This is a genomic window from Sedimentitalea todarodis, assembly GCF_032595355.1.
Taxonomy (GTDB): Bacteria; Pseudomonadota; Alphaproteobacteria; order Rhodobacterales; family Rhodobacteraceae; genus Sedimentitalea; species Sedimentitalea todarodis.
The window spans coordinates 290,438-308,976 of record NZ_JASMWN010000001.1; the positions used below are offsets into that span (position 1 = coordinate 290,438).

The window sequence follows — 18,539 nt, forward strand, 5'->3', positions numbered from 1 at the left end:
CCTGCACCGGAGCGCGCTGCGACCTGTGAAATCCGATTTGGACATTTGGTCTTCGCGAACAAACCCTGCCGCGACATGTTCTTGATGACGCCTACGAGCATTTTCATGCAAATTCAGTATCGGTCGGCGATCGAAAATCGCGCAACAAGCTGCTTGAAAAGAAAGAAAATGTTGTAAATAGGTATGCAAGTTGTGCGGCGGATTTGTAAATTTTCCAATGTTGCAACGCAGAAAGCCATTGATACCGCGCTGAAAGGGAGATTTTCGCGTCATGGCCCGTGACACCTTGACCGGCAGCCGGATCCGCGAACGGCGATCAATCGCGGGCATGCGTCAGGCCGACCTTGCACGGCAGGTGGGAATTTCCGCCTCCTATCTCAACCTGATCGAGCATAACCGTCGCAGAATCGGCGGCAAACTCCTGCTGGACATCGCTCAGGTCCTGGGGGTTGAGCCCTCGATGCTGACCCAGGGCGCGGAGGCCGCCCTGATTGCGACCCTACGCGAGGCGGCGGCAGATGCCGGCGCGGTGGCGGCAGAGGTGGACCGGGCGGACGAGTTCGCCGGCCGTTTCCCGGGCTGGGCCGAAGTCCTTGCGGCAGGTCATCGGCGGATCGCGTCTTTGGAGAGGGCGGTGGAAACACTCTCAGACCGGTTGACCCACGATCCGCATCTGGCGGCGTCGCTGCACGAGGTGCTGTCAACGGCTGCAGCGATCCGATCCACGGCCTCGATTCTGGCCGAGACCGGAGAGCTGGAACAGGAGTGGCGGGAGCGGTTTCACAAGAACCTCAACGAAGACAGTTTGCGGCTCGCCGAAAGCAGCAAAGCGCTGGTGGCCTATCTTGATGAAAGCGAAGACGCCGATGAACGGCGCGGGTCGCCGCAGGAAGAGGTCGAAGCGTTCGTTGCCATGCGTGGTTTTCACTTTGTCAGGATCGAAGATGGCACATCAGAAGCCGACGCGCTGGTGCGTGACGCACCTGAGTTGACCTCGCGCGGGGCGCGGCTGATCGCACGAGAAGTTCTGACGCGCTATTCCGAAGATGCAAAGGCGATGCCGTTGGAGGCGTTTCGCGACGCAATCGGACGGTTAGGGTCCGACCCGATCGCATTGGCCGAGAGATTTGGAGCCGATCTTTCGGCCGTGTTCCGGCGACTGGCCACGATGCCTGATGGCGTGCTGGCGAGCGATGTCGGCCTCGTGGTCTGCGATCCCTCGGGCAGTATCCTGTATCGTAAGCAGGTCGAAGGGTTTGCGTTGCCGCGATTTGGGGCCTCGTGCCCGCTCTGGCCGGTTTTCACCGCGTTGAGCCGCCCGATGATGCCGATCCGACGCCGCGTTTCGCAATTGGGGCGTTCTGCAATGCTGTTTGACTGCATGGCGGTTGCACAACCCGTCGGGACGCCGCTCTTCGACGAAAACCCGCTCTACCGATCGACGATGCTGATCCTGCCGGTGTCTGGCGAGAACGAGGACAAGACGACGGTCCAGCCGGTCGGCAGCAGCTGCCGGGTCTGCCCGCGTTCGGAGTGTCATGCCCGCCGTGAACCGTCGATTCTGAGCGATGGCTTTTGACAGGGTCACAGAAGCAGGGTTAGGTTGGGCAAAAGCAATAAAGTTGCGCGACTGCGCGCCCCTGGGGAGGAACGGCGCATATGGGGCGACATGTCCTGCTGATCGAGGATGAACCGAACATCATCGAAGCCATAAGGTTTTTGCTCACCCGCGACGGGTGGGACGTTGGCACACATTCTGACGGTGCGGACGCGGTAGAGGTCATTCAGGCGGCATCACCTGATATGGTCATTCTTGACCTGATGCTGCCGGGCAAAAGCGGCATGGATATTCTGCGCGACCTGCGCGATATCCCCGAGTTCGCCGGGTTGCCGGTGCTCATGCTGACGGCGCGCGGGCAATCTCGCGACCGTGAAATGGCCGAAAAGGCCGGTGTTAGCCGTTTCATGACCAAGCCTTTTTCGAATGCCGAGGTACTGACGGCCGTGCGTGACCTTCTTGCGCAGGCTTCGCGGAAATGACACGGGGCGGACCCGATAGCGAGCTCTCCGACAAGATGCAGCCATCGATGATTCTGGAGCGTCAGAACTACCGCCGCCGTCGCCTGATGGATGCCGCGCGCATTCTGCCGTTGCTCGGTGCGTTGTTGTTCGCGCTGCCATTGCTCTGGCCCGCGTCAGGACCGGAAGGCGACTTGGGCGATGACGGCGTCGCAATGTCCAGTGCCATCATCTACGTGTTTTCGGTCTGGTCCGCTCTGATCGTGTCGATCCTTGTCTTTGGCAAGTCCACGCAGGCCTGGTCGCGCCCGAGCGACGATCAGGGATGAGCTAGGTGGCGTCGCTGAACCTGCTGGTCCTGGTCTGCCTCGGATACGTGGTGTTATTGTTCATCGTCGCCTTTGTTGCCGACCGGCTGGCGGCACAAGGGCGCAGCCGATGGTTGCACACACCGTTGATCTATACGCTGTCGCTGTCGATCTATTGCACGGCCTGGACCTTTTATGGCGCAGTCGGCTATGCGGCGCGGTCCGGCCTTGAATTCGTGGCCATCTATCTCGGACCGACGCTGGTCATGGTCGGATGGTGGTGGGGATTGCGCAAATTGGTGCGCATCGGCCGCAGCCAACGCGTAACCTCGATCGCCGACCTGATCTCGTCGCGCTACGGTAAATCCAACGCGCTGGCAATCTGTGTGACACTCCTGGCGGTGATCGGCGTGACGCCTTATATCGCCCTGCAGTTGCAATCGATCACCCTGTCGTTTTCGATCTTTGCCGAGGCGGACCCGGACAGTGGCTATGTTGATGGATCAAGCGCGCTTTACGTGGCGGCGGGACTGGCAGTCTTTGCCATTCTATTCGGGACGCGCAACCTTGATGTGAACGAACGCCATCACGGTGTGGTCACCGCCGTCGCACTTGAGGCGGTCGTCAAATTGCTTGCGCTGCTGGCCGTGGGGGCATTTGTCGTCTGGGAACTGGCCGGGGGCATTGGCCCGGTCATGGCACAGATTGATGCGTCGGAGATTGGCCAGTGGAATGTGCATTCCGGTCGCTGGGCGACGTTCACCTTCTTGTCCGCTGCGGCCTTTGTCTGCCTTCCGCGCATGTTTCAGGTGCTGGTTGTGGAAAACAGCGACGAGCGCCATCTCAGAACCGCCGCATGGGCGTTTCCGTTCTACCTGTTGTTGATGAGCCTGTTCGTCATTCCCATCGCGGTGGTCGGTCTTGACCTGATGCCCGAGGGATCGAACCCGGACATGTACGTTGTTACCATACCGCTGAGCCAGGGGCGCGAGGGATTGGCGATGCTGTCATTCCTTGGCGGGTTTTCTTCGGCCACCTCCATGGTGATCGTTGCGGCGATGGCTCTGTCAACGATGGTGTCCAATCATATCGTGATGCCGATCTGGCTGTCCTGGCACGGAGAGGGGGGGGCGGTGTCCGGCGATGTACGCAACGTGGTCTTGCTGGCACGGCGGATATCGATTGCCGGAATCCTGGCGCTTGGATACTTTTACCATCGTCTGTCCGGCGGCGGCGATGCCTTGATATCCATCGGGCTGGTCGCGTTCGCCGGAATTGCGCAGATCCTTCCGGCCCTGGTCGGCGGTCTGTTCTGGCGCGGCGCCACGCGGACCGGGGCGCTTGTCGGGCTGGTGGTTGGCTTTTCCGTCTGGCTATTCACGCTCTTGTTACCGGAACTGGGCGGAAATGTCCTTTCGGACCGGATCTACCAGGATGGCCTGTTCGGGATCGGTTGGCTGCGGCCGCTCGCCCTCTTCGGTGTCTCGGGACTGGACCCGGTCGTGCATTCGGTGATGTGGAGTCTCCTACTGAACGCTTCTGGCTTTTGCATCGTATCTCTGGTCACCTTTCCAAGCCCACTGGAGCGCCTTCAGGCCGCGCAATTCGTCAATGTATTCGACCATTCCGTCGGCCCGCGCGGATGGACCGGAACGATCGGCCAGAGCGAAGACCTGATGATCATGTCGCAACGGATTCTCGGGGCTCAACAGGCTCAGGATCTCTTCCATCGCGAGGCCGTGGCGCAGGGCCAGCGCGGGTACTTGCCAGAACCAAGCCCGGCGTTCCTGGATCGCCTGGAACGGGTGCTGTCCGGTTCGGTCGGCGCGGCCACGGCCCACGCCATGATCGGGCAGATCGTCGGAGGATCGTCCGTCTCGGTTGCGGATTTGTTGGCTGTGGCCGATGAAAGCGCACAGTTGCTCGAATATTCCAGCAAGCTCGAGGCAAAATCTGCGGAATTGAGCAATACAGCGCGCCAGTTGCGCGAGGCCAATGCCAAGCTGACCCAACTGTCGTTGCAAAAGGACGCATTCCTCAGCCAGGTCAGCCACGAGTTGCGCACGCCGATGACATCGATCAGCGCGTTCTCCGAAATCCTGCGCGACACCGATGGTTTGGATGAAGCCGAAAAGACCCATTATGCAACGATCATTCACGACGAAGCCCTGCGATTGACGCGGTTGCTGAACGATCTGCTGGATCTGAGTGTTCTGGAAAGCGGACAGGTCAGCCTGAACATGCGTGACGGCAACCTGTCTGATGTGCTGGACCGGGCCGAGGCCGCCGCATTGGCGGGATCGGATCGGCCGCTGCTGGTGCGACGTCAGCGGGACGAAGAGAGATTTGCGTTGCAAACCGATCTGGACCGGCTGGCCCAGGTGTTCATCAACCTGATTTCGAATGCTCAGAAGTATTGCAATGCCGAGAGGCCGGAACTGCGGATCAAGGTGCGAGCGGTTTCCGACAGGTTGCTGATCGATTTTGTCGACAACGGCAGCGGTATCCCGCCCGATTCCCGGTCGGTGGTTTTTGAGAAATTCACACGGGTCAGCGGTGAAAAGGCCGGCGGTGCGGGGTTGGGGCTGGCGATTAGCCGCGAGATCATGCAGCGTCTGGATGGCAACGTCAGCTATTTGCCGGGAAAATCCGGCGGGGCGTTCCGGGTGATACTGCCGCTAGCGACGCGGATGGCAGCACAAGAGCTGCGGGCGTAAAGGTAATTGTAACCAACCCTGCGATAGACCGGGCTCAGACATCTCCCGACTGGCAGGCCGCATTTCATGGTTACCTCTGAGTCAAACTCAGCAATTAGGCGCAAGACGGACACGAATCGGGAAGGTGTGTCCGGGGCGGGCAGATCTGCCGCCGGCGCGCTGCGACTGGGGATTGCGCGGTCTGCGGCGAACCTTTTTGATCTGGCGATTTCGGTCATCGGTATTCGTCAGGCGCGCGCAGAACAGGATGCAATTGGGCGGCACCTCTCTGACGAAAGGCTGTTGATCCTGCTGGATGGTCCACCCGGTTTGACCGGCGCGCTGGTTCTGGATCGTGCCCTCATGGTCGCACTGGTCCAACAGCAGACCATGGGGCGCGTCACCGCCACACCACCGGATGAAAGACCCTTCACTGCGACAGACGCGGCGATGGCAGCACCGCTTGTGGACGCGACACTGGAGCGCGCGGCGAAACTGGCCGAACTGCCTGCCGATGTTCTGTGCCTGACCGGGTTTCGATTTGGCGCACATGTCGAGGACAGACGGTCGGCCCTGCTTGCGTTGGACGCAGATGTGTATCGGGTCTTTGACCTGACACTGGAGTTGGATGGCGGGCCCTTGCAGGGTGAGATGTGCCTGATTCTGCCCGAGCCAAAGCCGCAGGCCGAGACGACCCGGGATGCATCAACGGCGCAGGACCCGCCCACACTCGGTCATGCAATCGGGGTTGCGCGCGCCGATCTGATCGCGGTGATTTCACGGATGCGCGTTCCGCTGGCAGATTTCTCCAAGATGCAGCCGGGGGATCTGTTGCCGCTGGTGCAGGAGCGTCTGGACCGGATCGAACTGGTTTCGATCACGGGTCAGAAGGTGGCCGTGGGACGGCTGGGTCAGGCTGGTGGCCTGCGCGCATTGCGTTTGAATGAAATGCGAACGCCGACACTGGCCGATCGGGATGCGTTTGCAAGCGGCACCGGAGCAAAGGCAACAGCTCTGGACGACCCGATGACAGTGGAAGGGCATCTGGTCGATCCCGAAGTGGACCCTGCCGGCGTCGATGTGCTGTCTGAATCGGAAACCGAAGAGGACTATTCGGGAATGAGCCCCGAAGACGCAGCCGTGGAAATCTCGGCATTGGCTGGGCTAAGAACGGATGAAGCCGGCGGGCTGGAGGAGCCATCCGGGTAAAGCCGGTCGCCGCGTTCAGCTTTGGTGCAGTTGCTCCAGGGTCGGACGCAGCCCGTCCAGTTGATAACCCGCCGCCGACGTGTCGGCGAGGACGTCGTCGGCGGTTCTCGTCGCGGCCTGACCGAGGGCCCAGATGACCGAACATCGCGTTCCCGAGGCGCAGTAGGCCAGAACCGGACCACCCGCGGACTCAACAAATCCTGCCTGACGGGCCACGTTCTCCGGCGTCATCGTTTGGTGGGTCAACGGCAGGACTTCAAAGCGCAGGCCAGCTTCGCGCACCGCTTCGCCGATTGCGTCGGCCTGATGCGATGGCGGCACTTCGCTGTCCGGGCGGTTGCAGATCACAAGCGTGATGCCGGCCTCGACAATTGCGGGGACGTCCTCGACCGAGATTTGCGGCGAGACGGCGTAGACGGGGGATAAGTTGCGCAGGTCCATGGACCGCTGTTTACGCGCGTGTCGTCAGCCTGTCCAGTCGGCCACCAATCGACGTGGCGCATGGACTTCACTGTCGCCAACAGATCTGCCCCCTTGCGTCGATTGCCAGGCGAGGGCCACCTGAGATGGTGCTACGCAGCCCAGCCTGCCCACGACCGGCGAGACCCCAGAAACAGCTTTGTTGACTATATGCGGCTTCACGTCTTTGCGTGACGGTACAGTGATCAGAGCTTGTTGATCGGGATCTTGAGATACACGTTTCCCGCGTCGTCCCTGGGCGGCATTTGACCTGCCCGCATGTTGACCTGGATCGACGGCAGGATCAGTCGCGGCATCCCGAGCGTTGCATCCCGTTCATCACGCATCCGCACGAAATCCTCGACGCAGCACCCCTTACCGATATGCACGTTCAACTCCTTTTGTTCGCCCACAGTGGTTTCCCATGCAAAGTCATCGCGCCCCGGTGCCTTGTAATCATGCCCGACAAAGACACGGGTATCATCGGGCAACGCCAGAATTCTCTGGATCGAGTTGAAGAGCGCCTCGGACGAACCGCCGGGGAAATCGCATCGCGCAGTCCCGAAATCCGGCATGAACAGGGTGTCGCCGACAAATGCGGCATCGCCGATCACGTAGGTCAGGCAGGCAGGCGTATGACCGGGCGTGTGCATGACGTCGCCGCGCAGCTGGCCGATGTGAAAACTGTCGCTTTCCTTGAACAATGCATCAAACTGGCTGCCGTCCCTCTGAAACTCCGTGCCCTCGTTAAACACCTTTCCGAAAGTGTCCTGGACAACGGTGATATGGTCACCAATGCCGATTTTCCCGCCGATCCTCTCCTGAAGATAGGGTGCGGCCGATAGATGATCAGCATGCACGTGGGTTTCAAGAATCCAATCAACACGCAACTTATGCTTGTTCACGTGGTCGACGATAGCGTCGGCGGACTTGGTATCGGTGCGCCCTGATGCCTGATCGAAATCAAGCACACTGTCGACAATTGCACAGGTACTGCCCTGCGGTTCACGTACGACATAGGACACAGTGTTGGTTGCGTGGTCGAAAAAGGCTTTTACATCGGGTGACATGGCGCTCTCCGTACCTTTGTCCGTTCTGACCAAATTGGTACAGATTCCAGTATCTGAATCCGGGATTCGGATGCTGCTGATTTGATTTGTATCAAGGTCTGCGGGCTAAGCGGATGTGAAAATCGGAAATGTGAAGAAAATCATCTTGGGGTTGTGGGAGTTTTCTGAGACTATGGGGGGATGGTACACGTGTTTTGTGTGGCGGTGTTGTGCAGCCGTTACATTTGGAATGTACCCAAACAGAATTAACCGGGGAGAAAGACATGACGATCGACGATCTGAAATTGAGAGCGGCAAATCTCGAAGAGCAGATTTCCCGTGCCAAGGCCGAGACGCGGATTGCGCTTCAGCCTCAATTCTCATCTGTACTTGGAAAGATTGCCGCAGAAGGCGCTCAGGTGCCGGGGCGGTTGCGACGGCTTGATGCGATGCTGGTCGATGAAGCGATCGAAGCGCGGTTCGACAATATGCCTGTCTGAGCAATCAGCCCAGGATCACGCCAACGACCACGAGCATCAGCCCGACCACGGACAGGAACAGGGCGCCCATGTTCATCGGCAGCACCGATTGAAGGATGGCGCGCATTTCCTCATCGGGGAGCTTTGCGCGTCGCGCCTTTGCGACGCGCAAAATACACCATATCAGTCCTGCAAGACCGGCGAGCGAAATCGCCGCGCCTACCCAGATCATCGTTTCAAACATGCTGCCCCCGAAAGGTTCCCTCGTACGCGACGCGCCTAGCGGATCATGTGCGGTCGTGCAACTAGGTTCCGTGCCTGTGCCTGCGGTTTGAGCCTTGCAGCGGCGGCAGGGCGGCGGTATCGACGCAGTTTCTGACATCCATTGATCCACGGAGCCCCTGCAATGAGCGATACCAATACCGATACCACCTATCGAGTGACTGCCGATGAGTTGCGCCAGTTCATCGAACGGGTGGAGCGGCTGGAAGCGGAAAAGCAAGACATCGCGGATCAGCAGAAGGAAGTGATGGCCGAGGCCAAGGCCCGCGGCTACGACACCAAGGTCATGCGCAAGGTGATCGCCTTGCGCAAACGCGACAAGGATGACATCGCCGAGGAAGAGGCGATTCTGGAGATGTACAAGGAAGCGCTTGGCATGTAGGCGCTATCCCGCGCCGACATCGGTGCGGGCGATCGACACCGATTTGATGACCGCATGGATGTGATCGCCAGGCTGCAGAGCCATCACATCGGCGGACCGGCGGGTGATCCTTGCCAACAGGCGGTCTTCGCCGCATTGCATTTGCACGATAACACCGGGGCCGTCGCCGTCGCGCAGCGCCAGTATCGTGGCCGACAGGATGTTCAGGGCGGACAACCCCTGTGGCAGAGCGCGTGACAGGATCACGTCATGTGCCAGGATGCGCACCCGCGTTGCCGTTCCAGGTGCGGTGTCCATTTCTGGCAAGAACAACCGGCCTCCGGACACGCTTAATTCTGTCAGCCCGTCGTTGTGGTGCCTGGTGATCGTCGCTGGCAAGACCGCACCCGCATCGCGCACGCCGATCTGGCGCACCATGCCGGGGTCGGACAGGACGTGTTCGGCTGGTCCTGATCGTGCCACGCTCCCGCCTTCGAGCACGACAACCGTGGTTGCGAGGCGGGCGATTTCGGCGACCGAATGGCTGACGTAGAGGATCGGGATATCGGTGTGGTCGCGCAACCGTTCCAGAAACGGCAGAATTTCGGCCTTGCGCGCCGAATCCAGCGCGGCCAAGGGTTCGTCCATCAGCAGGATCCGAGGCCGTGACAGCAGCGCGCGCCCGATGGCGACACGTTGCTTTTCGCCCCCCGACAGGCCGCCGGGGCGTCGCTCCAACAGGTCCGAGATGCCGAGCAATTCGCTGACCTCTGCGAGGGATGCCCGAGGTTTGGCGCGGGCAAAGCGCTCGCCATAGGTCAGGTTCTGGCGCACAGACAGATGCGGGAACAATCGTCCATCCTGAAACACATAGCCGACGCGGCGCTTGTGTGTCGGCACCGAGAGATCCGAACGGGTGTCGAATACGGGTTCGCCGTCCAGTTCGATGCGCCCGCTTTCGGGTGTCAGCAGACCCGCAACCGCATTGATGACCGTTGTCTTGCCTGTCCCGGACCGGCCGAAGAGCGCAGTAACCCCGCCTGGCGCGCGGAACGAGATTTCCAGGTCCAGCGCACCGAGGCGATGGCGGATATCCACCAGGAGGCTCATGATCCGGCAATCCGCTGTACGGCGCGACGGGCGAGCCATTCCGAAGCCAGAAGCGCGCCCATGGCGACTACGACTGACACGACGACGAGCCGCAGTGCAGACCCTTCGCCACCCGGCACCTGCAGGAACGCATAAATGGCGGAGGGCAGGGTTTGGGTTTGACCGGGAATGTTCGACACGAATGTGATGGTCGCGCCGAACTCGCCCATCGCCTTGGCGAAGGCCAGCACCGACCCTGCGATCAAGCCAGGAAGGATGAGGGGGAGTGTTACCGTGACAAAGACCCAAAGGCGGGGCGCGCCAAGCGTTGCCGCGGCCTGTTCCAGTTTCGGATCCACCGCTTCGATTGCCAGTCGCAGGGACCGGACCATCAGGGGAAACGCCATGATCGCGGCGGCAAGCACTGCCCCGGTCCAGCGAAACGCCAGGATTACGCCAAAGTTGTCATAGAGCCAGCTGCCGATTGCACCCTGCCGTCCGAAGGTCAGCAACAGGAGATACCCGGTGACCACGGGTGGCAGGATCAGTGGCAGATGCACGAGCACATTCAGGATGTGCTTGCCGCGAAACTGCCAACGGGCCAGCGCATAGGCGATGAACACGCCGAATGGCAAGCTCAGCAGGGTCGCAAAGAAAGAGACCCACAAGGACAGCGCAAGCGCCTGCCACTCTGCCGGACCGAGCCAATCGCTCACGCGCCGTCCCCCGGCAATCCAAATCCGTGCTTCTGAAACACTTCGCCAGCTTCCGGAGTGAGTAGAAAGTCCAGAAACGCTTGCGCCGGGGCAGGGTTGGCACCCGTGATGGGTGCTGCCGGGTAGCGGATCGGCGGATGCGAGCCTTCGGGGAACATGCCGACAACCCGAACGTCGGGGCTTGCCTCTGCGTCGGTGGCATAGACGACGCCATAGGGCGCTTCGCCGAGCACCACCAACATCAATGCGGCGCGCACGTTGTCGGTTTGCGCGACGCGGTGGGCGACCTGCTCCCAGACGCCGAGAGATCGCAGCGCGGCGGCACCGTAGATGCCCGCAGGCACGGCGTCGATGAGTGCCATTGCCAGGTGATCCTGCCCCAGTGCGGCTGCGAGATCGAACCCCGGCTCGATCGTCAGATCAGGGTCCACATCCGGCCCCGCGATCAGGACCAGCCGGTTGGTCAAGAGCGTCCGGCGACTGGCAGCAACGATCAACCCATCCTGTTCCAGAACATCCATCCATGCCGCGTTGGCCGAGATAAAGAGATCGGCCGGAGCGCCGTGCTGAATTTGCCGGGCCAGCGTCGAACTGCCGCCATAGGAAATATGCACCGGGTCCGCATAAGTTGCCGCAAGTTCGTCGAGTGCTGATTTCAGGCTGGCGGCAGCAAAGACCGTCACCGGCGTTTCCGCCTTGGTCACGAACGGCGTGATCATTGCAGCGAGCGACATGGCCAGAAAAAGCCGCCGGGACCAGTGGTGCAGCATGGTTGACCCTCTCCGTTGCGAAGGATGGTTCAGATATCGCAAGGGGGCGGGGCGCGATGCAAGCAGATTAGCGCTGGAAAACTGTCACGGGTCAATCAGCGTGACCCCCGGGATCTGCCGGATGCGTGCCAGATCTTCATCGTAGAGCTCGGTCAGTTCCTCGACCAACTCGTCGGTCCAACCGGGCAGGTCGAGTTCTTCTTCCAACTGCTCGGGAATTGCAAAATTCTCCAGAAAGGCGGCGATCACACCACGTTTCTGTTGTTCGTTCAGCCGTGGATGCTTGTGCAGATAGGCGCGAAAACGCTGCATGCCCTCGCGTGTGATCAGATCGCTCAACAGGTCAAAGCCGCCAACGATTTTCTCGTCAGACGGCAGTCCGGCCATTTGCCGAATGATATGGGCCCAGAGCAGGGGGGTATCTTCGTTGCACCAGATCGTCATCTCCATCTGAGGTGCCGCCGCCCGAATTCTGCGCAGACAATCAGACCAGCGCAGTTTTTGCGGGTCCGTTCCCCCAAGCGCATCTGCGAGGTGCTCGGGCGTTGTGCTCCCCAGTACCGCCGGCAGGAATGTCGCCGGATTGCGCAATCCCATGAAAAGGTTCAGTTGATCCCCGCGAAACAGCTTGTGCAGATGGATGACCCGCTCCGGTGCGGCGGGGTAGAACTGTCCGTCCTGAACGGCAAACCGTCGCGACCCGAGAAAATAGGCGTTGGACAGGATCATCCGGTCGGCGTGCTCTTCGTCAAGGATGGCATCCATTAGGACGTCGCGTGCATCTGATGCAGGCGGTGTCGTGGACATGGCCCGGAAGGATTGCCCAAGAAGCTCGCGGTACTTGCCGGGACCGGGTGTTGCGATACCGCGTTGCGAAAAGCCCTGTTTGTTGCGCAAGAGGCATTTCAGAATGCGATCACCATCGGTGCAGTGCGCGCCTGTATGAAAGATGACCTGCATGCCTGCCTTATCGCTCTTTCTTTCGATCTGTGGAAAATTTCAGGTACCCTGTTGTCAGGTGGCCGTCAAATGGCTTTGCCCGACACGGCGGGTGTGACGTCTTGCCATGGTCTGATCTGGCGGCCTGCATCTGTCGTGGATTGTCGCACGACACAGATCGAACGCTTGACCCCGCCTGCTTGCCCGGCCATGAAACGGGGCCAAGAAAATATCGCCCTTCAGGTGGTATACCGAATGACCAAAGGAGGCGAGATGGCCCGCCGACCCCAAACGAGCCCATCCGCGCCAGCAGTGGCCCCCGTCGCCACGGAAGAGCGAGAGCGCTCAAGGGCGATTGGTGGTCTCCAGGCCCTCTGGCCCTTCATGTCCCCGTATCGCGGGTTGATTGTCGCGTCGATCATGGCGCTGGTCCTGACGGCCTGCGTGTCGCTGGCCCTGCCCTTGGCCGTGCGCCGGGTGGTCGACAATTTCCGTGTGCAGGATGGCGCCATTCTGGATCAGTACTTTATGGCGGCGCTGGCCATCGCGGGACTTCTCGCGATTGGCACGGGCCTGCGCTATGCACTCGTTACGCGCCTTGGGGAACGGGTGGTTGCCGATATCCGCATGGCGGTCTTTGACCGCGTGATCGGGATGAGCCCGCAGTTCTTTGAAAAGATCATGACCGGCGAAGTGCTGAGCCGGATCACCACCGATACAACGCTGATTCAATCGGTACTTGGCTCGTCGATCTCGATTGCATTGCGCAACCTTCTGATTTTCATCGGTGGCTTGATCCTGATGTTGCTGACATCGGGCAAACTGACGGGGCTGGTCTTGCTCATCGTTCCGGCTGTCATCGTGCCGATTCTGGTGCTTGGACGAAAACTGAGGGTCATCAGCCGGGAAAATCAGGACTGGATCGCGGCGAGTTCGGGCAATGCGTCCGAAGCACTGGGCGCGGTGCAGACCGTGCAATCCTATACCCATGAAACGGCCAGCCGGGCGCAGTTTGCCGAAATGACAGAGACCTCCTACGAGGTCTCGCGCCGCCGCATTCGCACGCGGGCGCTGATGACGGTGATCGTGATTTTCCTGGTCTTTACCGGCGTTGTCGGCGTTCTCTGGATGGGCGCGCTGGATGTACGGGTCGGAGTCATGAGCGAAGGCACGCTGATCCAGTTCGTGATCTATTCGGTGATGGTTGCCGGGTCGGTTGCGGCGCTTTCGGAAATCTGGGGCGAGTTGCAGCGGGCGGCGGGGGCAACCGAGCGTCTGGTGGAACTGCTGGCAAGCATTGACGCTGTGCAGGACCCGGACCTGCCCAAGGACCTGCCGGAGCCGGTGCAGGGGCGGATTGCCTTTGAAAACGTGTCGTTCCGCTATCCCGCCCGTCCTGAAACCGCAGCACTTTCGGATGTGTCCCTGGATATCGCGCCGGGTGAAACCGTCGCCTTTGTCGGGCCGTCCGGTGCGGGCAAGACGACGATCATCCAACTGATCCAGCGGTTCTACGATCCCGACAGCGGCCGGATCACGCTTGATGGCGTGGCGTTGACGGACCTTACCCGCGATACCTTTCGCCGGCATATCGCACTGGTTCCACAGGACCCGGTGATCTTTGCGACCTCGGCGCGCGAGAATATCCGCTTTGGCCGCCCCGGAGCGAGCGATGAAGAGGTCGAGGCCGCCGCGCGGGCCGCTGCCGCACACGACTTCATCAAGGCGCTGCCGGACGGCTATGACAGCTATGTGGGCGAACGCGGCGTGATGCTGTCGGGCGGGCAGAAACAGCGGATCGCCATCGCCCGTGCCATTCTGCGCGACGCTCCGGTTCTCCTGCTTGATGAAGCGACCAGCGCGCTGGATGCCGAAAGCGAGCGGCTCGTCCAGCAAGCGGTCGATGAGTTGAGTGCCGGACGCACCACTCTGATTGTCGCGCACAGGTTGGCGACCGTCAAAAAGGCCGACAGGATCGTTGTTCTGGATCAGGGGCATATCGTTGCGACCGGGCCGCATGATCAATTGGTGGCCGAGGGTGGTCTATATGCCCGTCTGGCGCGGTTGCAGTTTACCGATGGCAGTGCCGCAGCCTGACCTCCGGGCACGATGGATTTCGTCAATGGTTGAATGCGTTGCGCCACGTCACATGGCTCTGGTGCGGATCAGGCCGTGATGGACCCTTGCGCGACATCTGTTTTCCCCGCATTTTGATATCCAAGTTAAACGCCCGAAACCGGGCGCCCTGGGGAGGAATCCATAATGTCCATTGCCAATCTGGCAGATCGCAACGCGATAGAAACCGAAATGCCATGGGCAGAGCGGGACGTTCCCAAGACCCTCTATCAGATGCTGTCCAAGACCGCACAGAAGTTTCCCAACGGAAATGCCGTCAGCTATCAGATCCTGTCCGGTCCCAAGGACAAGGCGGAAACCCTGACATGGTCCGAATTGTTGCAGCGTTCCGTACAGGCGGCCAACCTCTTTCGCTCACTGGGTGTGGGGGAACAGGATGCCGTCGCCTTTATCCTTCCCAATTGCAACGAAACGATCCTGACCATTCTGGGCGGCGCAATCGCCGGAATCGTCAACCCGATCAATCCCTTGCTTGAACCCGAACAGATCGCGTCGATCCTGCGCGAAACCAAGGCAAAGGTCGTGGTGACGCTCAAGCCGTTCCCCAAAACCGATGTCGCGGAAAAGACCGCCGAGGCCGTGCGTCACGCACCCGATGTCGATACGGTGCTCGAGGTCGATCTGAACCGGTATCTGACGCCGCCGAAATCCTGGATCGTGCCCCTGATCCGCCCCAAGCTGCCAAACAAGGAACATCTGGCCCACGCGGATTACAAGGATTTCAACAAGGAACTGGCGCGCCAACCCACCAGCCTGACCTTTGACGACAGCGCGGGCGACCGTGTTGCGTTCTATTTTCACACCGGTGGCACCACCGGCATGCCCAAGGTCGCACAGCACACCTATGGCGGCGTGGTCTACAATGGATGGGTCGGCGGCGAACTGTTGCTGAGCGAAGAGGACAACATCATGTGTCCCTTGCCACTCTTTCACGTGATGGCCTGTCATGTGATCCTCATGGCGGCGGTCTATTGTGGCAGCCACGTGATCTTTCCAACGCCACAAGGGTATCGGGGCGAGGGTGTATTCGACAATTTCTGGAAGCTGAACGAACGCTACAAGACCACGTTCATTGTAACCGTGCCAACCGCCATCGCCGCCAGCATGCAGCGCCCCGTGGATGCCGATATCTCGACCGTGAAAAAGGCATTCTCAGGCTCCGCACCACTGCCGCTGGAACTGTTCCGCCGCTTTGAAAAGGCCACGGGCGTCACGATCATCGAAGGGTATGGGCTGACCGAGGCGACCTGTCTTGTGTCGGGCAACCCGGTGGATGGCGAAAAGAAGGTCGGTTCGATCGGCATTCCGTTTCCCTATACCGATGTCAAGATCATCAAGGGTTCCGCAGACGGGCCTGTCGAGGCCGGAGAGGACGAGATCGGCGAAATCTGTATCGACAATCCCGGTGTCTACACCGGCAATACCTATACCGAGGTCGCCAAGAATGCTGATCTCTACCATCAGGACAAATACCTCAAAACCGGCGACCTTGGCCGGATTGACGCGGATGGATATCTCTGGATTACCGGGCGCGCCAAGGATCTGATCATTCGCGGCGGCCACAATATCGATCCGGCCGAGATCGAAGAAGCGCTGCTGGGGCATGAAGCGGTGGCATTTGCCGGCGCGATCGGACAGCCGGACGCGCATTCGGGCGAACTCCCCTGCGCCTTTGTCGAACTGGTCGACGGGGCCTCGGTCACGTCGGAAGAGCTGATGGAGTATTGTCAGGTGCATGTGCATGAGCGGGCCGCCAGACCCAAGCATGTCGCGATCCTGGACGAACTGCCCAAGACGGCGGTCGGCAAGGTTTTCAAGCCGGACCTGCGCAAGAGGGCCATCACCCGCGTTTACAACAGCGCACTTGCAGAAGCGGGGAACGCTGCCCGGGTGAGCAAAGTCATAGACGACAAGAAACGCGGTCTCGTGGCGCAGCTTGAGCGCAACGGTGCCGTCGAGGAAGATGTCGCCAAGGTTCTCGGAGACTTTACACGCCCGTGGGAATGGTCAAGCTGACTCCAGCCAGCAAACCTTCCTGGAGGCGGCGATGGACTACGACGCTCTGATCGACACGGAAACCTGGGATTTTATCCGGCGAACGCGGGAAACCTATCCGGATGATCCCGCTGGCCGGACGCTCGAAGAAGAGCGCGCAGCCTATGATGCAATGTGTGCCGTGTTCAGAGCACCTCGCCCCGACGTTGTGGATGTTCAGGACGTAACGGCGCGCGATGTGCCGGTGCGCGTCTATTCCGCAGGGGCCCCGTCTCGGACGGTTGTCTATTTCCACGGAGGCGGCTTTGTGGTTGGCGGGCTTGACAGCCACGACGATGTTTGCGCCGAGATCTGCGTACAGACGGGGTACCGTGTGGTTGCGGTCGACTACCGACTCGCGCCCGAACACAAGCACCCTGCGGCTTTTGACGATGCCTATGCGGCGACGTGCTGGGCCGAAACGGAATTCGGCGATCCAATCATTCTGGCCGGAGACAGTGCCGGCGGCAACCTCGCGGCTGCTGTGGCCCAGCACGCGCGGGGGCGCCTGACGTGCATTATGGGGCAGGTGCTGATCTATCCCGGACTTGGCGGGGATGTCGACGCGGGCTCTTACATCGAACATGCCGACGCGCCGCTGCTGCAGCGCGTCTATCTGGTCCAGTACGCCGGGGTGCGTGCGGAAGACGGCAAAGCGCCCACAAGCGATGCGACCTATGCGCCGCTACAGGGCATTGATTTTTCCAACCTTCCGCCGACCATCGTGTTCTCCGCCGAATGCGATCCGGTGCGTGACGACGGACAGGTCTATTGTGACCGCATCCGCGCGTCTGGGGGCAAGGCGCATTGGATTTGCGAGCAAGGGCTTGTGCATGGATATCTGCGTGCGCGGAGGACTGTGGCCCGTGCACAGGATAGTTTCGAGCGGATCGTGGTCGCCATAGAGGCGCTTGGCCAAGAGGTTTGGCCCTACGACTGATCCGGGTCTGTGGCCCGATCAGGTCAGGAAGGGCTTTGCCTGCATCGTCTCGGGGATCGGCGCGCCCAGGCGTGACAGGACCGTCGGCGCGATCTGCAACTGGTCGATCATTGTATCTTCAGGTGGTCCATCAGCCGGGCCGAAATAGTAAAGGGCCGTGTCCTGTTGCAATGGATCGCGCCCGCCATGATGGCCCCGCGCGTCCTGCCCGTGATCGGCGGTCACGATGATCTCGTAGCCGGCGGCCCGCCATTTCGGGATGAAGGGCGCGAGCATCTCGTCCATCATGGCGCAGGCGTGATCCATCTCGGTGCAATCGTGGTGGAACCGATGCCCCATGCTGTCGAGCGTGCAGGTGTGCAACAGCCCGTAATCCAGGCCGAACCTCAGGCAGAGGCTGGTCAGGGTGGCGAACAGATCCACATCGCTTGGGGTCATCTGATTGTCTTGACCATAGCCGGTCATGCTGTGGAACCGGCCATGATTGATGGTATTGCTTTCGGGTTCGTCATATTCGATATCGCGAACGTAATCAAAGGGGTGGCGGTTGAAAAACTCGGACCAATAAGAATGCGCCACGGCCCCGGTCACGCCGTTTTCTGCGCGCACCTGGCTGAACACATCGGGCTGAGACAGGCGAAACACGTTCTTGTTGCCGGTGCAGCCATGCACCTGCGGGCTGACCCCGGTGTGGATCGAAGCATAGCAACTGGCCGAGATTGACGGCAGCACCGCGCGGTGTGTCCAGACCCGTGCCTCGCCGGACTGAACCCAGCCTTCGAGATTGCCGAAGAGGCGCCGGAAGTTACGATAGGGCACGCCGTCAAGAATGATGAGAAGGAGTTTTTCGTCCATGCCGCTGCCCCGCTGTTTTGTTCGGCATAGGATCGGAAACTCGGCTAGCGTGCAACGTGAATACGCCAGCCTATGGGCCCCGCCCTGCGCTGGCACAACGGGCCTGCGGCCCCTGTATCCGTACCGTTGGTATATTAAATGAAACGACAAAGGACAGCGAAGTGCAAGATTCGGAGTTTGCGAAGTCGGTTGGCACAC

Annotated in this window: 18 protein-coding genes; 10 read left to right on the top strand and 8 right to left on the bottom strand. The window is 60.5% G+C overall.

Features of this window, described 5'->3' with window-relative positions; all coding sequences use genetic code 11:
* Window positions 1–271 precede the first annotated feature (271 nt).
* The 5 genes from QO231_RS01420 (at window position 272) to QO231_RS01440 (ending at window position 6,232) form a co-directional block, all read left to right on the top strand.
* Window positions 272–1,579: a short-chain fatty acyl-CoA regulator family protein gene (locus QO231_RS01420; protein WP_316772423.1), complete on the top strand. Its 1,308-nt coding sequence runs from the start codon at window positions 272–274 to the stop codon at window positions 1,577–1,579.
* 80 nt (window positions 1,580–1,659) lie between these two features.
* Window positions 1,660–2,040: a response regulator transcription factor gene (locus QO231_RS01425; RefSeq protein ID WP_316772426.1), complete on the top strand. Its 381-nt coding sequence runs from the start codon at window positions 1,660–1,662 to the stop codon at window positions 2,038–2,040.
* The gene (locus QO231_RS01430) at window positions 2,037–2,348 is read left to right on the top strand and encodes a hypothetical protein (protein ID WP_316772429.1); all 312 of its coding nucleotides are present in this window, start codon (window positions 2,037–2,039) and stop codon (window positions 2,346–2,348) included. The genes QO231_RS01425 and QO231_RS01430 overlap by 4 nt, the downstream gene beginning before the upstream one ends.
* Before the next feature lie 5 nt (window positions 2,349–2,353).
* Window positions 2,354–5,044 (top strand): ATP-binding protein, encoded by a 2,691-nt coding sequence (locus tag QO231_RS01435; RefSeq protein WP_316772431.1) that lies wholly within the window; start codon window positions 2,354–2,356, stop codon window positions 5,042–5,044.
* Between the two features lie 66 nt (window positions 5,045–5,110).
* Window positions 5,111–6,232, top strand: coding sequence for a FliM/FliN family flagellar motor C-terminal domain-containing protein (locus tag QO231_RS01440; RefSeq protein WP_316772434.1), 1,122 nt, complete (start codon window positions 5,111–5,113; stop codon window positions 6,230–6,232).
* A gap of 15 nt (window positions 6,233–6,247) precedes the next feature.
* Here the strand turns inward: QO231_RS01440 and QO231_RS01445 are convergent, their stop codons facing one another.
* Both QO231_RS01445 and QO231_RS01450 read right to left on the bottom strand, forming a co-directional pair.
* Window positions 6,248–6,673: a TIGR01244 family sulfur transferase gene (locus tag QO231_RS01445; RefSeq protein ID WP_316772436.1), complete on the bottom strand. Its 426-nt coding sequence runs from the start codon at window positions 6,671–6,673 to the stop codon at window positions 6,248–6,250.
* Between the two features lie 224 nt (window positions 6,674–6,897).
* On the bottom strand, window positions 6,898–7,761 hold the full coding sequence (locus tag QO231_RS01450; protein WP_316772439.1) for an MBL fold metallo-hydrolase: 864 nt from the start codon (window positions 7,759–7,761) through the stop codon (window positions 6,898–6,900).
* 263 nt (window positions 7,762–8,024) lie between these two features.
* Here QO231_RS01450 and QO231_RS01455 point away from each other — a divergent pair, with 263 nt between their 5' ends.
* A complete protein-coding gene (locus QO231_RS01455; protein WP_316772442.1) occupies window positions 8,025–8,240 on the top strand; it encodes a hypothetical protein in 216 nt (71 codons plus the stop codon).
* Between the two features lie 4 nt (window positions 8,241–8,244).
* On the opposite strand, the gene QO231_RS01460 is transcribed toward QO231_RS01455, so the two are convergent.
* Window positions 8,245–8,463, bottom strand: coding sequence for a hypothetical protein (locus QO231_RS01460; protein WP_316772445.1), 219 nt, complete (start codon window positions 8,461–8,463; stop codon window positions 8,245–8,247).
* A 162-nt stretch (window positions 8,464–8,625) separates the two neighbouring features.
* Between QO231_RS01460 and QO231_RS01465 the strand changes: the two genes are divergently transcribed.
* A complete protein-coding gene (locus QO231_RS01465; RefSeq protein ID WP_316772447.1) occupies window positions 8,626–8,883 on the top strand; it encodes a DUF2312 domain-containing protein in 258 nt (85 codons plus the stop codon).
* A 3-nt stretch (window positions 8,884–8,886) separates the two neighbouring features.
* Here the strand turns inward: QO231_RS01465 and modC are convergent, their stop codons facing one another.
* From modC to QO231_RS01485, 4 genes are all read right to left on the bottom strand, one after another.
* Window positions 8,887–9,972 carry a molybdenum ABC transporter ATP-binding protein gene (gene modC / locus QO231_RS01470; RefSeq protein WP_316772449.1) on the bottom strand — a complete coding sequence of 362 codons (1,086 nt, stop codon included), beginning with the start codon at window positions 9,970–9,972 and terminating at the stop codon, window positions 8,887–8,889.
* A complete protein-coding gene (gene modB / locus QO231_RS01475) occupies window positions 9,969–10,667 on the bottom strand; it encodes a molybdate ABC transporter permease subunit (protein WP_316772453.1) in 699 nt (232 codons plus the stop codon). The genes modC and modB overlap by 4 nt, the downstream gene beginning before the upstream one ends.
* Window positions 10,664–11,437, bottom strand: a complete 774-nt coding sequence (gene modA / locus QO231_RS01480) for a molybdate ABC transporter substrate-binding protein (protein ID WP_316772456.1) — start codon at window positions 11,435–11,437, stop codon at window positions 10,664–10,666. The genes modB and modA overlap by 4 nt, the downstream gene beginning before the upstream one ends.
* A gap of 84 nt (window positions 11,438–11,521) precedes the next feature.
* Window positions 11,522–12,397, bottom strand: coding sequence for a hypothetical protein (locus QO231_RS01485; protein ID WP_316772459.1), 876 nt, complete (start codon window positions 12,395–12,397; stop codon window positions 11,522–11,524).
* 252 nt (window positions 12,398–12,649) lie between these two features.
* Between QO231_RS01485 and QO231_RS01490 the strand changes: the two genes are divergently transcribed.
* From QO231_RS01490 to QO231_RS01500, 3 genes are all read left to right on the top strand, one after another.
* A complete protein-coding gene (locus QO231_RS01490) occupies window positions 12,650–14,473 on the top strand; it encodes an ABC transporter transmembrane domain-containing protein (RefSeq protein WP_316772461.1) in 1,824 nt (607 codons plus the stop codon).
* Window positions 14,474–14,638: 165 nt separating this feature from the next.
* The gene (locus QO231_RS01495; protein WP_316772462.1) at window positions 14,639–16,528 is read left to right on the top strand and encodes an acyl-CoA synthetase; all 1,890 of its coding nucleotides are present in this window, start codon (window positions 14,639–14,641) and stop codon (window positions 16,526–16,528) included.
* 31 nt (window positions 16,529–16,559) lie between these two features.
* The gene (locus QO231_RS01500) at window positions 16,560–17,486 is read left to right on the top strand and encodes an alpha/beta hydrolase (RefSeq protein WP_316772464.1); all 927 of its coding nucleotides are present in this window, start codon (window positions 16,560–16,562) and stop codon (window positions 17,484–17,486) included.
* Between the two features lie 18 nt (window positions 17,487–17,504).
* On the opposite strand, the gene QO231_RS01505 is transcribed toward QO231_RS01500, so the two are convergent.
* Window positions 17,505–18,341 carry an alkaline phosphatase family protein gene (locus QO231_RS01505; protein ID WP_316772467.1) on the bottom strand — a complete coding sequence of 279 codons (837 nt, stop codon included), beginning with the start codon at window positions 18,339–18,341 and terminating at the stop codon, window positions 17,505–17,507.
* Window positions 18,342–18,539: the final 198 nt, after the last annotated feature.

Coding starts and splice junctions, on each gene's coding strand:
- QO231_RS01420 (WP_316772423.1), top strand. CDS start 272: ATGGCCCGTGACACCTTGACCGGCAGCCGGATCCGCGAACGGCGATCA.
- QO231_RS01425 (WP_316772426.1), top strand. CDS start 1,660: ATGGGGCGACATGTCCTGCTGATCGAGGATGAACCGAACATCATCGAA.
- QO231_RS01430 (WP_316772429.1), top strand. CDS start 2,037: ATGACACGGGGCGGACCCGATAGCGAGCTCTCCGACAAGATGCAGCCA.
- QO231_RS01440 (WP_316772434.1), top strand. CDS start 5,111: ATGGTTACCTCTGAGTCAAACTCAGCAATTAGGCGCAAGACGGACACG.
- QO231_RS01445 (WP_316772436.1), bottom strand. CDS start 6,673: ATGGACCTGCGCAACTTATCCCCCGTCTACGCCGTCTCGCCGCAAATC.
- QO231_RS01450 (WP_316772439.1), bottom strand. CDS start 7,761: ATGTCACCCGATGTAAAAGCCTTTTTCGACCACGCAACCAACACTGTG.
- QO231_RS01455 (WP_316772442.1), top strand. CDS start 8,025: ATGACGATCGACGATCTGAAATTGAGAGCGGCAAATCTCGAAGAGCAG.
- QO231_RS01460 (WP_316772445.1), bottom strand. CDS start 8,463: ATGTTTGAAACGATGATCTGGGTAGGCGCGGCGATTTCGCTCGCCGGT.
- QO231_RS01465 (WP_316772447.1), top strand. CDS start 8,626: ATGAGCGATACCAATACCGATACCACCTATCGAGTGACTGCCGATGAG.
- modC (WP_316772449.1), bottom strand. CDS start 9,972: ATGAGCCTCCTGGTGGATATCCGCCATCGCCTCGGTGCGCTGGACCTG.
- modA (WP_316772456.1), bottom strand. CDS start 11,437: ATGCTGCACCACTGGTCCCGGCGGCTTTTTCTGGCCATGTCGCTCGCT.
- QO231_RS01485 (WP_316772459.1), bottom strand. CDS start 12,397: ATGCAGGTCATCTTTCATACAGGCGCGCACTGCACCGATGGTGATCGC.
- QO231_RS01490 (WP_316772461.1), top strand. CDS start 12,650: ATGGCCCGCCGACCCCAAACGAGCCCATCCGCGCCAGCAGTGGCCCCC.
- QO231_RS01495 (WP_316772462.1), top strand. CDS start 14,639: ATGTCCATTGCCAATCTGGCAGATCGCAACGCGATAGAAACCGAAATG.
- QO231_RS01500 (WP_316772464.1), top strand. CDS start 16,560: ATGGACTACGACGCTCTGATCGACACGGAAACCTGGGATTTTATCCGG.
- QO231_RS01505 (WP_316772467.1), bottom strand. CDS start 18,341: ATGGACGAAAAACTCCTTCTCATCATTCTTGACGGCGTGCCCTATCGT.